Source organism: Pseudomonas sp. NPDC087614 (assembly GCF_044743485.1).
Classification (GTDB): Bacteria; Pseudomonadota; Gammaproteobacteria; order Pseudomonadales; family Pseudomonadaceae; genus Aquipseudomonas; species Aquipseudomonas baetica_A.
The window spans coordinates 40,025-52,844 of sequence record NZ_JBIUWN010000013.1; the positions used below are offsets into that span (position 1 = coordinate 40,025).

The 12,820-nt window shown below is 60.9% G+C and carries 13 protein-coding genes; 9 read left to right on the forward strand and 4 right to left on the reverse strand.

The window, feature by feature from the left end; translation table 11 throughout:
• Positions 1 to 7 precede the first annotated feature (7 nt).
• The 5 genes from ACIOWA_RS07685 to ACIOWA_RS07705 all read left to right on the forward strand — a co-directional run bounded on the left by ACIOWA_RS07685 (position 8) and on the right by ACIOWA_RS07705 (position 6,565).
• On the forward strand, positions 8 to 2,551 hold the full coding sequence (locus ACIOWA_RS07685) for a TonB-dependent receptor (protein ID WP_401159103.1): 2,544 nt from the start codon (positions 8 to 10) through the stop codon (positions 2,549 to 2,551).
• 59 nt (positions 2,552 to 2,610) lie between these two features.
• On the forward strand, positions 2,611 to 4,515 hold the full coding sequence (locus ACIOWA_RS07690) for a phytase (RefSeq protein ID WP_401159105.1): 1,905 nt from the start codon (positions 2,611 to 2,613) through the stop codon (positions 4,513 to 4,515).
• 90 nt (positions 4,516 to 4,605) lie between these two features.
• Positions 4,606 to 5,316: a protein TolQ gene (gene tolQ, locus ACIOWA_RS07695; protein WP_401159107.1), complete on the forward strand. Its 711-nt coding sequence runs from the start codon at positions 4,606 to 4,608 to the stop codon at positions 5,314 to 5,316.
• Between the two features lie 14 nt (positions 5,317 to 5,330).
• On the forward strand, positions 5,331 to 5,777 hold the full coding sequence (gene tolR, locus ACIOWA_RS07700) for a protein TolR (RefSeq protein WP_339433843.1): 447 nt from the start codon (positions 5,331 to 5,333) through the stop codon (positions 5,775 to 5,777).
• Positions 5,774 to 6,565: a TonB family protein gene (locus ACIOWA_RS07705; RefSeq protein WP_401159109.1), complete on the forward strand. Its 792-nt coding sequence runs from the start codon at positions 5,774 to 5,776 to the stop codon at positions 6,563 to 6,565. The genes tolR and ACIOWA_RS07705 overlap by 4 nt, the downstream gene beginning before the upstream one ends.
• A gap of 43 nt (positions 6,566 to 6,608) precedes the next feature.
• On the opposite strand, the gene ACIOWA_RS07710 is transcribed toward ACIOWA_RS07705, so the two are convergent.
• Positions 6,609 to 6,821 (reverse strand): YXWGXW repeat-containing protein, encoded by a 213-nt coding sequence (locus ACIOWA_RS07710; protein WP_339433841.1) that lies wholly within the window; start codon positions 6,819 to 6,821, stop codon positions 6,609 to 6,611.
• Between the two features lie 449 nt (positions 6,822 to 7,270).
• Here ACIOWA_RS07710 and ACIOWA_RS07715 point away from each other — a divergent pair, with 449 nt between their 5' ends.
• Positions 7,271 to 7,957: a GNAT family N-acetyltransferase gene (locus ACIOWA_RS07715; RefSeq protein ID WP_339433840.1), complete on the forward strand. Its 687-nt coding sequence runs from the start codon at positions 7,271 to 7,273 to the stop codon at positions 7,955 to 7,957.
• Positions 7,958 to 8,000: 43 nt separating this feature from the next.
• Here ACIOWA_RS07715 and ACIOWA_RS07720 read toward each other — a convergent pair whose 3' ends face one another.
• Positions 8,001 to 8,942 carry a class I SAM-dependent methyltransferase gene (locus ACIOWA_RS07720; RefSeq protein WP_339433839.1) on the reverse strand — a complete coding sequence of 314 codons (942 nt, stop codon included), beginning with the start codon at positions 8,940 to 8,942 and terminating at the stop codon, positions 8,001 to 8,003.
• Between the two features lie 199 nt (positions 8,943 to 9,141).
• Between ACIOWA_RS07720 and ACIOWA_RS07725 the strand changes: the two genes are divergently transcribed.
• The 3 genes from ACIOWA_RS07725 to ACIOWA_RS07735 are packed head-to-tail and all read left to right on the forward strand — an operon-like array spanning position 9,142 to position 10,524.
• Entirely contained in the window at positions 9,142 to 9,555 is a 414-nt protein-coding gene (locus tag ACIOWA_RS07725; RefSeq protein WP_339433838.1) for a response regulator, read from the forward strand.
• A gap of 56 nt (positions 9,556 to 9,611) precedes the next feature.
• Positions 9,612 to 10,280: an HAD family hydrolase gene (locus tag ACIOWA_RS07730; RefSeq protein ID WP_339538995.1), complete on the forward strand. Its 669-nt coding sequence runs from the start codon at positions 9,612 to 9,614 to the stop codon at positions 10,278 to 10,280.
• Positions 10,246 to 10,524, forward strand: coding sequence for an SRPBCC family protein (locus tag ACIOWA_RS07735; RefSeq protein ID WP_339538994.1), 279 nt, complete (start codon positions 10,246 to 10,248; stop codon positions 10,522 to 10,524). Before ACIOWA_RS07730 ends, ACIOWA_RS07735 begins: the two co-directional genes overlap by 35 nt.
• A 117-nt stretch (positions 10,525 to 10,641) precedes the next feature.
• Here ACIOWA_RS07735 and ACIOWA_RS07740 read toward each other — a convergent pair whose 3' ends face one another.
• Complete coding sequence (locus tag ACIOWA_RS07740; RefSeq protein ID WP_339433835.1) at positions 10,642 to 12,036, reverse strand: HAMP domain-containing sensor histidine kinase; 1,395 nt, start codon at positions 12,034 to 12,036, stop codon at positions 10,642 to 10,644.
• Entirely contained in the window at positions 12,014 to 12,697 is a 684-nt protein-coding gene (locus ACIOWA_RS07745) for a response regulator transcription factor (RefSeq protein WP_221734329.1), read from the reverse strand. The genes ACIOWA_RS07740 and ACIOWA_RS07745 overlap by 23 nt, the downstream gene beginning before the upstream one ends.
• Positions 12,698 to 12,820: the final 123 nt, after the last annotated feature.

A 12,820-nucleotide genomic window follows, 5' to 3' on the forward strand; every position in this document is an offset into this window, starting at 1 on the left:
GACACACATGTACCAGCGCAGCAGTTATCCGCGCAGCGGCACCGTCGGGCTCTTCAGTTTCACCCTGACCGCTTTGGCCATGGCGATGACCAGCGAGCGCTTGCACGCTGCCGATGCCAGCGCCAATGTCGAACACGTCGAAGTGGTCGGCCAGGCGGCGAGCATCGACTCGGCGCTCAAGCAACAGCGTCGTTCCGACAATATCGAAAGCGTGGTGCATGCCGACGGCGTAGCGCAGTTGCCGGACGAGAACGTTGCCGAGGCGGTGCAGCGCTTGCCGGGCATCAGCGTTGAACGTGATCAGGGCGAAGGGCGCTTTGTCAGCGTGCGCGGCCTGGGGCCGGACCTGAACAGCGTGACCATCAACGGCACGCTGGTGCCATCCCCGCAAAGCGAACGCCGCGCCGTGGCCCTCGACGTCTTGCCTTCAGAGTTGGTGCAGTCGCTGTCCGTCATCAAGACCCTGACCCCGGACATGGACGCCAACTCGCTGGGTGGCACGGTCGATGTCAAAAGTCTTTCGGCGTTCGATCACAAAGGCTTGTTCTACACCGGCAGTACCGAGGCCAGCTATGACAAGAACACCCACCAGACCAGCCCCAAGTTCTCCGGCGCGGTCAGCGACCGATTCAGCCTCGGCGATGGCATCGACAACTTCGGTGTCGCCGCTGCGCTGAGTTGGCAAAAGCGCGATTTCGGCTCGGATAACGTCGAAACCGGCGGCGCCTGGGATTTTGCGCGCGGTGCGCAATTGGAAGAGTTCGAACAGCGTGACTACGACATCAGTCGCGAACGCACCGGCGGCGGCCTGAACTTCGATTACAAACCCGACGACCTCAGCAGCTATTACCTGCGCACGCTGTACAGCCGCTATAAGGACAGCGAGACACGCAACTCCACCAGCATCGAGTTTGCCGACCCGCAGGCTGCCGGCGTACTGGGCGATGCCGAAGGCAAACGCAAACTCAAGCAGCGCGAGGAGACCCAGGAAATTCAGTCTTACGTGTTCGGTGGCGAACGCATGATCGGTCTGTGGACGCTCAGCGGTCAGGCCGGCTACAGCCGTTCCAGCGAAGACAGCCCGGGCCACATCGCCAACGCGGCGTTCGAGGGCAATGACGATTTTGCCAACAGCGGTTTTTACAGCAACGACAAGCCGCGCCCGATCCTCGGTGAGGATTTCTACAACGCCAATCATTTCACGCTCGACAAGGTCGACTGGGAAAAGCAGAACACCACGGACACCGAGAAGAACCTGCGTCTGGATCTGGCCCGGGACTATGACTTGAGCGGTTATGCGTCTCAGGTCAAATTCGGCGGCAAAGTCAGCCGTCGTAACAAGGACAACGACCTCGATGCCTGGGTCTACAAAGACTTCGATGGGCTCGGTTTCAGCGACGATGCACTCAACCTCAGCCGCTTCACCAAGGGCTCGGTGGATTATCGTCTCGGCCAGTTCGGGCCGGGGATCAGCACCCGTGCAATCAAAAACCTGATCGGCGGGCTGAACCCAGACGACTTCTATGACGAGACCGAATCAACGGTCAACGACTTCAAGATGAGCGAGGACATCAACGCCGGTTACCTGATGAACACGATCGATATCGATGATTGGCGGTTCATCGCCGGCCTGCGCTATGAGGGCACCGAGTTCGAAGCCAAAGGCACCGGGGCCACCGACGGTGACTTCCAGGCCACCGAGACCAAACGCCGTTATCACCACTGGTTGCCCGGCCTGCATGCGCGCTATCAACTGGATAAAAACACCCAGGTGCGTGCGGCATGGACCAAGTCCGTGGTGCGTCCGACGTTCGGCCAGCTCGCCCCGGGGTTTGTCATCGATGACGATGAAGCCACGTTCGGTAACCCGGATCTGAAACCGCTGGAGTCGAGCAACCTTGACCTGGGTATCGAGCACTACATGGGCCATGCCGGCACGGTGTCGGCGTTCGTGTTCTACAAAGACATCAAGCACTTCGTCTACAACACGGATCTGGCCGGCTCGGGTGCCTGGGCCAGCTTCTCCGAAGCCCACAGCTTTGCCAACGGCGACAGCGCCAGACTCTATGGCCTGGAGTTGGCGTACTCGCAGAAATTCGATTGGTTGCCGGCACCTTGGAACGGTCTGTTACTGGGGGCCAACACCACCTTCAGCCGCTCGGATGCCGAGATCGAAGGCTTCGACGCCGCGAGTGGTCGTCACCGCAAACGCAGCATCGATCTGCCCAGCCAGTCCGACACGGTCGGCAACCTGATGCTCGGCTGGGAAAACGACAAGGTCAGCCTGCGCCTGTCGGCCAACTACAAATCCGATTACCTCTACGAATTGGCTTCGATCAATGACAAGGCGCATGACCTGCACGTTGATGCGCAGACCTTCGTCGACTTCAGCGCACGTTATTCACTGACGAAGGACCTGCAACTGAGTTTCGAGGCGCAAAACCTCACCGATCAGCCGTATTTCGTTTCCACCGGCAACCGTTCCTACAACGGCCAATACGAAGAATACGGCCCGACCTACAAGCTCGGCCTGACCTTCACCCACTTTTAATCCCCGGATGGCGGCCGGGTGCCGCCGTCGATCCACGCACGACAAGGATTCTGCGGTTCATGAGTATTTCTTTGCGACATAAACGCTGGCGACTGGGCGCACTGATCGCCCTGACCGCGAGCCAAGCGCTGGCCGCCACGCCGAGCCTGACACTCACTCCGTGGGCGCCGACACTCAAACTCCAAGCCTTGGGTTTTTTGCCGGGCGACGCACGGCTTGGCGTCAGTCTCACTGAAGGCTTGTTGGTGCTTGATGGCCAAGGCGCTGAACTGGCGCGTTTGCCCGGTTCTTTCAGCGGGTTGGACAGCCGCGCAGACGAACATCACGTCTGGGTCGCCAGCGTCGACAACGCCAGTCAGCGAGCGCTGGTAGTCAGCCTTGATCCGGCCCAACGGCAATGGGGCACGCCGCTGTACCTGCCGACCCGAGACTTCGCGGTCAACGGTTTGTGCCTGTACCGCGACAGCGCCGACAACCTGTTTGTGTTTCTGGTTGGCGAGGAGGGCAAGGGCGAGCAATGGCTGGTGGGTAACGGCGTCACGCTCAACACCCGGGCGCAACGTGTGCGGGGGCTGCCCCTGCCGCCGTCGGCGCAGTTTTGCCAGGTCGATGATGCTGCCGAGCAATTGGTGGTCAACGAAGAGAACGTCGGTTGGTGGGCGTATCCGGCCCATGCCGAAGCCGACGTGCAGCGCTCACCGGTCGCCCTGCGAGAACCGTTCGGCCAGATCAAAGGCGAGGCGGGTGCCATGGCGTTGGTAGCGGGTGGCATTATCGGCCTGGACCCGAAAGCCGCGCAGTTGCACCTCTACCAGCAACAGGCGCAGGGCTGGTCGGCACAAGCGACGTTGCCGTTGTCGGGCTTGAAGGAGCCGGAAAATCTGGCCGTGCGCCAAACTGCCAAAGGTCTGCAAGTGCTGATCCGCGACGATGACGATGGACGCGCCTATCAAGGCCATCTCGACTGGCAAGCCACGCCGGTTGCGTTGCCACCGAAGCTGCCCGATGTCGCGGCGCAGGTGCAGAGCGATCCGGTCGCACGTCAGGGCGATGCGGCAGATGACCCGGCCATTTGGGTGCATCCGCAGCAGCCATCGCTGAGTCGCGTATTGGGCACCAATAAAAAACAGGGTCTGCTGGTGTATGACCTGCAAGGCAAGCAGGTACAGGAGTTGCCGGTCGGACGTCTGAACAACGTCGATGTGCGCCCCCACTTCAAACTCGGCGCGCTAACGGTCGATCTGGCCGTGGCCAGCCATCGCGATCACAACAGCCTCAGCCTGTTCGCCATCGACCGCCAAAGCGGCGAGTTGCGCGATATCGGCGAAGTGCCCACACCGTTGAACGACATTTACGGCCTCTGCCTGTTTCAACCGGCCAGCGGTGAGATCTACGCCATCGCCAACGACAAGGACGGCACCTTCCTGCAATACCGCCTCGACGCTGCGAACGGCCAGGTTCAGGGCGAGTTGGTGCGCCGCTTCAAGGTCGACAGTCAGCCCGAGGGTTGCGTCGCCGACGATCAGCGCCAGCGCCTGTTTATCGGCGAAGAGGATGTCGGTGTCTGGGCGGTAGACGCCCGCGCTGATCAGCCGGCGACCCTCACCAGTGTGATCAAGGTCGGTGGGCTGCTGCACGCGGATGTCGAAGGTCTGGCGCTCTATCAGAGTCTGGCGCGGGACTATCTGGTGGTGTCCAGCCAGGGCAACGACAGCTATCTGGTGCTGGATGCCGAGCCGCCGTTTGCTGTGCAGGGTGCATTGCGCGTCGGGCTCAACGCGGCGGCGGGCATTGACGGGGCGTCGGAAACCGATGGCCTGGAAGTGACGTCGGTCAACCTCGGTGGGCCATGGAGCCAAGGCATGTTGGTGGTGCAGGACGGTCGCAAACGGATGCCCGAGCAAAGCCAGAACTTCAAGTTCGTGCCGTGGGCCGAGGTCAGCAAAGCGCTGAAATTACCCTGATCCGTCATCAACCGGTCATCACTTTTTCATCGAATAACGGCGCGGTCGTTGCTCCGGCAACACCGGCCATCGCTCACAAGGAGTTTCACCATGCAGGCCACGCTCGAACACATGACTATCTGGGGACTGATCAGCGACGCCAGTCTTCTGGTTAAAGCCGTGATGCTGACGCTGTTGCTGGCATCGGTACTCAGTTGGTACCTGATCATTCAGCGCAGCCGCGTGCTGCAGCGGCGCGACCGCCAGTTGAACGGTTTCATCCAGCGCTTTCGCCAGGCCCCCGAACTGTTGCCGCTGTACCGCGAAACGGCGCAGGTTCAGGAGGCCGAGGCCGGCATCGAGCCCATCTTCAATGCCGGGTTCGCCGAGTTTCGTCACCTCAATCAGCACGCGGGCAGCCATGCCGATGCGGTGCAGGAAGGGGTCGAGCGCGCGCTGCATGTCGCGATCAGTGAGCAGGAATTGCAACTGGAAAAGGGTTTGCAGTTTCTCGCCACGGTCGGTTCGGTCAGCCCTTACATCGGTTTGTTCGGCACCGTGTGGGGGATCATGAATTCGTTTCTCGGTTTGTCTCAGGTGCAGCAGGCCACGTTGTCGACGGTCGCGCCGGGTATCGCCGAAGCGTTGATCGCGACGGCCATCGGCCTGTTTGCGGCGATCCCGGCGGTCATCGCTTACAACCGTTTTGCCGCACGTAGCCAAACGCTGCTGACGCGTTACAACGCCTTTGGCAACGAATTGCAAGTGCGTCTGCATCGCCAGTTGCACGGTGCGCCAATGAATCTCGCCGCTGCGGCCTGAACAGGAGAAACACGATGTTAGTCAGGCCGCAACGCAAGCACGGACCCAAAGCTGAAATGAACGTGGTGCCATACATCGACGTGATGTTAGTGCTGTTGGTGATTTTCATGGTGACCGCGCCGATGCTGACTCAAGGTGTGAAAGTCGAGTTGCCGAAGATCGCCAGTGAAGCCTTGGCCAACGACACGCGCCAGCCGATTCTGACGCTGTCGGTGAAAGCTGAGGGCGGCTACTTCTGGAACCTGGGTGGCGAACTCGATACGCAGCACCAGACCGACAGCGCCGTGGCACTCGACGAGATGCGCGCCAAGGTCGAACAGATTGTCGCGCAACGCCCGGATACGCAGGTCTATATCCGCGCTGACAAGGACGCCGGTTACGGCAGCGTCGTGGCCGCCATGGCCGCGTTGCAGCAGGGCGGCGTGAGCAATCTCGGGCTGGTGACCGAGGCCCCGCAATGACGGTGACGACCCCGCACAGTCCGGCAACGATTGCCGCGCCGATGCCGCGCAACGACTTCTGGCAACACAGCCTCGCAGCGACGCTGGCGGTTGCCTTGCACGCAATGGTACTGGTGTTGTTGATCAGCGCCTGGTCGCCGTCCGCCCCGGCGGTCAAACCGCCACGGGTGTTGACCACGCAACTGGTGATGGTTGCGCTGTCAGTCGCACAACCTCCTGAGCCTGAACCGACGCCGGCGCCCGTCATTGAGCCGCAGGCGACTGCGCCGGTCGAACCCGTCAAGCCTAAGGCCGAGCCGGCACCTCAAACGCAAAAAATCGAGCAGGCCGCCTTGGCGCGCAAGCGGGTAGAAGAGCGCAAGCGCGAACAACTGGCCGAGCAACAGCGCGAGCAACTGCAGGCGCGCAAGCGTGCAGATGACGCCGCGCAACAACGTCTGGCACAACAACAGGCCGCGCAACAACAAGCGCGTCAGGCGCAACAGGCCGAACACGCTCGCCAGCAGGCCCTCGCCGACAGCCGCCAATACTTGCCGCTGAGCAAAGAGGCGCCAGAGTATCCAGAGCGCGCCCTGGACAAAAACATCCAGGGTGATTGTTCGGTGCAATACACCGTCAACCCGCAAGGTCGGGTGGAAAACGCCAAGGTGCTCGACGGCTGCCATCCGTTGTTCATTCGCCCGTCACTGGCGGCGGCGCAAACCTTCCGGTATCAGCCGCGGATCATTGACGGCGTCGCCGTGTCGGTGCCGGCGGTACGCAATACCTTTCATTACCGGATCAAGTGAGTGGGGCGGCGTCATCCCGGTGACTGACGCCGCTCCTCAACGATCAATACGCCCGCCAGTGACCCGGTATCCAGCGCCATTGATGACCGCCCCAACGATAGTGACCGGCGACCCAGTGATAACCCGGCGCCGGCATGACCGGCACCACTTCTACCAGCGGCGGTGGCCGATGCGGTCGGGGGGGCGCGACGACACAGCCCGAGAGGGTAATGGCCACCAGTGTGAAGGCAAGCAGGGATTTAACGGTTTTCGACATGATGGTGTTCCCGCAAAGTGATCGGTTCAGGCGCGTGGCAATCAACGCACCCAGTGCCCTTCAACCCACAACCCGTTCGACCCTCGTGCCTGCCAGAGCCAATGGCCACAGCCGCCAGGTTTATTGCCATTTGGACAGGGAACGCAAAACTCTCAGGACAACGCCTCAAGGCCTGCGCAGGGAGTGAGCGCAGTTGAAGAATTGGACGCTGTAACGGCAAAAAATCCCGTTTGGGCTAGATGAAATTTTTGTCAGGAAGGCTTTGCTGGGGGGCCTGTTGGATGGGCGCTGAACACGTTGGCCTCTACGCGAGCAAGCCCGCACACAGGAGAGATGCGCTCGAATGTGTGCGGGCTTGCTCGCGAAAGCGCCGGTTCAGTCAGCACAGATACAGGCTGAGCGGACGCGCAAGGTATGATGTCGCGGTTTTCCGCCGGAGTTCACCCGCCATGCCACGCATCACCCACTACAAAACCCCATGCCCTGAGGGCATCAACAGCCAGATTCTGCAAATGGTTGTCGACTACCTGACCGACATCAGCGCCGTGGGCCTGGGCCCGAGCAACCTGCTGTACAACGTCTATCAGTATGCGGTCGGTTATGAGGTGCATCTGTATCTGGAAGCGTTGAATGGCGAGAAGGGCACCGAGGTGGAACTGCTGGTTGCCACCGATGAGCACGACCCGGAGCAGGTGATCGGTTTCCTCTTGTACCTGCCGGTGCAGGGCGACTGGCAAGCGTGCAGCGTCGCCTACATGGCCGTGCGCGAAGGTCATCGGCGTCAGGGCGTGGCGCGGGCCATGATCGGTGAAATGGTCGGGCGTTATCCCCACGCCGAACTGGCTTGCAGCATCGGCAAGGTCCCGTATTTCGAAGCGCTGGGCTTTGAGGTGATCGGTCAGCGCGAGACGCAAGTGCTGATGAGTACGCGGCATTACCGCAGCAACGGCTTGCATGGGTTCATCGACACCATGCCGATCTACCGTTCGCTGGAGGTGCAGCAGATCCACACCTACCTGCTACAGAAAAACGGCAAGCGCGCCATGCTCGACGCCGAGAAACAGCGCGATCGGCATCTGGATCAAACCATCCGTCATACCGAGGAATTTGTTCGTCAGCGGTTGACCGTGCACTGATCGCGGCGACTCGAAGTCTTTGCTCCCTCGGATTTGGGAGGTGTCAGTCGATGCGCCGGAAGACCAGGGCCTTCAGGCCACTTTCAGGGTCGATATCCGGGAATTCCGGCGGATTCTCCAGGCGTTTTTCAAAGCGCAGACTCGGCGCTTGCTGCGTAACCCCGTCAATCAGAAAGTCCGAACCCAACGACGGATCGTTCATGCACGCCAGCACTGTGCCTTGCGCGCTCAGCAGTTCCGGCAAGCGTCGCAGCACGCGCTGGTAATCCTTGGTCAGCAAGAAACTGCCTTTCTGGAATGACGGCGGATCGATGATCACCAGATCGTAAGGGCCGCTGTTGATTACTTTGCCCCAGGACTTGAACAGGTCGTGGCCGAGAAAAGTGACGTTGCTCACATCATGGCCGTTGAGCCGATGATTGTCGCGGCCGCGGCTCAGCGCGGCGCGGGACATGTCGAGGTTGACCACATGGCTGGCGCCACCCTCAATGGCCGCCACGGAGAAACCGCAGGTGTAGGCGAACAGATTCAGCACCCGCTTGCCCGCCGCCTGGTCGCGTACCCAGTCACGCCCGTAACGCATGTCGAGAAACAGCCCGGCGTTTTGCTTGCGCCCCAGATCGACGCGGTACTGCAAACCGCCCTCGACGATGGTCATTTCGTCGAGCTCATCGCCCAGCAGCCATTCGGCGGTGCTTTGTGGCAAGTAGCGATGCTGGATCAGCAACGTGTGCGCGCCGCATTGCTGCCACTCGCTCGAACCGCTGATGTCCAGCAGCAACCCCTTGAGGTTTTCCAGTTGTTCAGGCTCCGGCTCCTTGAACAGCGACACCAGCACCACGCCTTGCAGCCAGTCCACGGTGAGCTGTTCCAGCCCCGGCCAGCAACGCCCGCGCCCATGAAAAAGGCGACGGGTCTCGCTGGGTGCCGCCGCCAGTGCAGGCAGCAAATGGGCGTGGAGGGTGGCGAGGGCTTGAGGGTTCATCAGTCACGGTCGGCCAGCAAAAGGGCCGGCATTTTAACCACAATTACGCCATTGCGAACGCTTGTCGCGAGTAGGTAAATACGACGTTTTTGAAAAGGCCTGTATCAAAAATGAATTTCTACAGAACCCGCCGCTCATACCAGATAAGCAGCGGATTAAAGCCGCTAAATCGTTAATGCAATTCAGGGAGTGCAGTTTCATGTGCCCAACACCCACGGCGGACGCGCACCTTCCTGGCGGGTTGATTCTGGTCGTTGAGGATGATCCGTTGATTCTGGAGTTTCTTTGCGAAATTCTTCAGGAGGAAGGTTTCAAGGTCGAGCCACAGACGAGCGCTGATGCCGCCTCGCAATATCTGGAGGAGCACGCGCCAGACGTGGCGCTGTTGCTCACCGACATCACCATGCCCGGCACCCTTAATGGCGCCGACCTGGCTAACCTTGTCGGCGATCGTTGGCCGGAAAAACCGGTGATGGTCATGTCCGGTTATGAAACGCCCGAGACTTCCGGAGTCAAGCATTCGGTGGCGTTTATCAAAAAGCCCTGGGCCATCGGTCAATTGCTCGACTGTGTCGACACGGCAATCAAGTCCAAGGCACCGCGCCTGCACTGACAAGTGCTACATTGCCGGGCACATTTGCCCGGCCCCTTGCCAGAGGATGCGAACTTTTGCCTGCTCACAAATCTGTTTTTGACCGCGCGTTCGGCGCCTTCCTGTTCGACATGGACGGCACCGTCCTCAATTCCATCGCCGCCGCCGAGCGGATCTGGTCAGCCTGGGCTGTGCGCCATGGTGTGGACGTTGAAACGTTCTTGCCGACCCTTCATGGCGCGCGAGCCATCGACACCCTCCATCGTTTGAACCTGCCGGGGGTGAATGCCGAAGAACAAGCGGCATTCATCACCGAGGCGGAAATCGGCGACGTTGAAGGTATTGTCGAGATTCCCGGCGCAGCGGCGTTCCTCAACAGCCTGCCTGCCGAGCGCTGGGCCATCGTCACCTCGGCGCCGCGGGATCTGGCCTTGCGGCGGATGGCGGCGGCGGGCATTCCCGAGCCTGCGGTGATGATTACTGCCGAGAATGTGAAGGCCGGTAAACCGGATCCGGCGGGCTATCTTCTGGCCGCCAGGCGACTGGGCGTTGAACCCCGCGACTGCCTGATTTTCGAAGATGCCACCGTCGGCATCCAGGCTGGCGAGGCAGCGGGTGCACCGTTGATGATCATCACCACAACGCATCAACATCCGCTTGAAACGTCGCACGCGACTTTGGCCAGTTACGACAAGCTTCAGCTCACGGTCGATGACGACGGTCATCTGCACCTGCGATCCAACTGATTTACGCTTTCAGGCGATTGTGGTCGACGCAAGCCCTTTGAGCTTGCCCGCGAAGCTGACGGCACCGTTTCCAGCCTCCGATTACCTGGCGACCCTCAAGGTCCAGGCCCAAGGGCAGGGCGCACGAGTGACGTGGTTGGGGCGCTTGACCGGCAAAGGCGTGAGCGATGAGGAAGTGGTGGCACTGTTCAACGTAATCTATCAGGGCGGCCTTGAGGCCCTGCGGGCCAATTACCCGGTTTAATGATCATGGACAAAGAACCGTGGGAGCGGGCTTGCTCGCGAAAGCAGAGTGTCAGTCGCCGGAGGGATTGACTGATACGGCCCCTTCGCGAGCAAGCCTGCATACAGAGGGTGAATGTCAGGCATTAGTGATCAAACGCTGCCGGCAATCGAGCACCAGTTTTGCCCCAGCCAAATCACTGCTGCCCACCTCGAGATGGAAGCCATGCAAGCTGACAATCGCCGCGACGATCGACAGCCCAAGGCCAAAGCCACTCTGCGGTTGCCCACCCTCGGCGCGGTAGAAACGCTGGAACACCGCCTCACGCTCGGCCTCCGGGATTCCCGGTCCTGAGTCGTGTACTTCGATGCGCGTGTGCCCGGCATCATTCACGCCACGCAACATCACCGTGCCGCCGGCCGGCGTGAACTTGATCGAGTTGCTCAGCAGATTCGCCAAAGCTTCGAACAACAACGCTCGGTCGCCATTGAGCGGGGGCAGGGTCTGCGGCATGTTCAGCACGAAACGCAGCTCGCCTTCTTCTGCCAGCGGCAGGTAAAACGCGTGCAGTTCTTCCAGCAGCAAGACCGGGTCAAGCTCGACAAACCCTGAGCGTCGCTGGCGATCCTCCAATTCGGAAATCCGCAACAACCCGCGAAACCGCGCCATCAGCGTATCGGCCTCGGCCAATACCAGGTCCAGTTGCGCCGCTTCTGGCGAGCCTTCACCGGCCTGCTGCTGGATGCGATACAACTGCGCCCGCAGTCGGGTCAATGGCGTGCGCAGATCATGGGCAATGTTGTCGCACACGCCTTTGACTTCATTCATCAGCCGTTCGATGCGCTCAAGCATGGCGTTGACGATGGCGGCGAGCATGTCCAGCTCATCACGGCGATTGGACAGCGGCAAGCGGTGGGTCAGGTCACCGGCGACAATGGCTTGCGCGCTGTCCTGAATCGCACGAATGCGCCGCAATGGCCGGCGCCGCAGCAAGTGCCAACCGGCAATCCCCGGCAAAATCGTCAGTGACACGCCCCAGAACAGCGCGTGCAGGATGATCCGCGTTACCGCGAACAGCGAGCCGTTGTCACGCAGCAGGACCAGCCAGCGTCCGTCGCGGGTTTGCGTCGCGACGGCGTCGCAGCTGTCGGCCGGCAGGGTCGGATCATCGGAATCGGCGCAGTTGGCCAGCATGTGGATCTTGCCGTCCAGTGGCAGGCCTTCAGGAATTTGCTGCAAGGCACCGCCGAGGTACCTGCCGTGCGTGTCGAACAGCCCGTAGGCGTCGATACCGCGAATATCGAAGGTCATGCTCGCAGCGAGCGCTTCTTCGAGTTGTTCGCCGAGAAAGTGCGAAAACAGATGCTGACGTTGCATCAGCGAATGCTTGGCAAGGTTGTCGAGGTAGCCGGAAACCTCGTAATACATGACCCCCATGAGGATCGCGCTCCAGGCCACGAACAGCGAACTGTACAGCGCCAGCAAGCGGCTGCTGGAGGAACGCCAGCCGTCAGACGGGTTCGGCAATGACATAACCGGAGCCCCGTACCGTGCGGATCAGCGGAACGTTGCCCGCAGCGTCGATCTTCTTGCGCAACCGGCCGATGTGGACGTCGATCAGGTTGGTGCCGGGGTCGAAGTGATAACCCCAGACCTCTTCGAAAATCATCATTCGCGAGAGGATCTGCCCGCTGTTGCGCATCAGAAATTCCAGCAGCTTGTATTCGGTCGGCAGTAGCGTCAGCACTTGCTCGGCGCGCCGTGCTTCGTGGCTGATCAGGTCCAGCTCAAGGTCCGCGACCTGCAACGTCGTTGCCTGGGTGGCGCCGCTGTGCTGGCGACGCAGCAACACTTCAACCCGTGCCGCCATCTCGTCGGTGGCGAACGGTTTGGTCAGGTAGTCATCGCCACCGGCGCGCAAGCCGCGCACGCGCTCATCGACATCGGACAGGGCGCTGATCATCAGAATGGGCGTGGCCACGCCCATGGTGCGCAGGGTGGTGACGATGGCCAGGCCATCAAGCTCGGGCAGCATGCGGTCGAGGGTGATCAGGTCATAGTGACCACTGGCGGCGCGCGCGAGGCCTTCGCGGCCATTGTCGACCCAATCCACGTCCAGGCCGTGGCTGCTGAGTTCGGCGACGATTTCCCGGGCGGTCACGGCGTCGTCTTCGATGGTCAAAATTCGCGTCATAGGGCAGGCCTTGATCGGTTCAAACGGAATCGCAGCATTTTGCCAAGAAATTTCCGTCACGCTTTAAATTAACTTTCATGTAGGGGCTGTCACAAACGCACAGAACGGCGCGTTGTGGCGGCC

Bases quoted from the DNA above. Each gene is read 5' to 3' on its own strand.
- ACIOWA_RS07685 (WP_401159103.1), top strand. From the start codon at position 8: ATGTACCAGCGCAGCAGTTATCCGCGCAGCGGCACCGTCGGGCTCTTC.
- ACIOWA_RS07690 (WP_401159105.1), top strand. From the start codon at position 2,611: ATGAGTATTTCTTTGCGACATAAACGCTGGCGACTGGGCGCACTGATC.
- tolQ (WP_401159107.1), top strand. From the start codon at position 4,606: ATGCAGGCCACGCTCGAACACATGACTATCTGGGGACTGATCAGCGAC.
- tolR (WP_339433843.1), top strand. From the start codon at position 5,331: ATGTTAGTCAGGCCGCAACGCAAGCACGGACCCAAAGCTGAAATGAAC.
- ACIOWA_RS07705 (WP_401159109.1), top strand. From the start codon at position 5,774: ATGACGGTGACGACCCCGCACAGTCCGGCAACGATTGCCGCGCCGATG.
- ACIOWA_RS07710 (WP_339433841.1), bottom strand. From the start codon at position 6,821: ATGTCGAAAACCGTTAAATCCCTGCTTGCCTTCACACTGGTGGCCATT.
- ACIOWA_RS07715 (WP_339433840.1), top strand. From the start codon at position 7,271: ATGCCACGCATCACCCACTACAAAACCCCATGCCCTGAGGGCATCAAC.
- ACIOWA_RS07720 (WP_339433839.1), bottom strand. From the start codon at position 8,942: ATGAACCCTCAAGCCCTCGCCACCCTCCACGCCCATTTGCTGCCTGCA.
- ACIOWA_RS07725 (WP_339433838.1), top strand. From the start codon at position 9,142: ATGTGCCCAACACCCACGGCGGACGCGCACCTTCCTGGCGGGTTGATT.
- ACIOWA_RS07735 (WP_339538994.1), top strand. From the start codon at position 10,246: ATGACGACGGTCATCTGCACCTGCGATCCAACTGATTTACGCTTTCAG.
- ACIOWA_RS07740 (WP_339433835.1), bottom strand. From the start codon at position 12,036: ATGTCATTGCCGAACCCGTCTGACGGCTGGCGTTCCTCCAGCAGCCGC.
- ACIOWA_RS07745 (WP_221734329.1), bottom strand. From the start codon at position 12,697: ATGACGCGAATTTTGACCATCGAAGACGACGCCGTGACCGCCCGGGAA.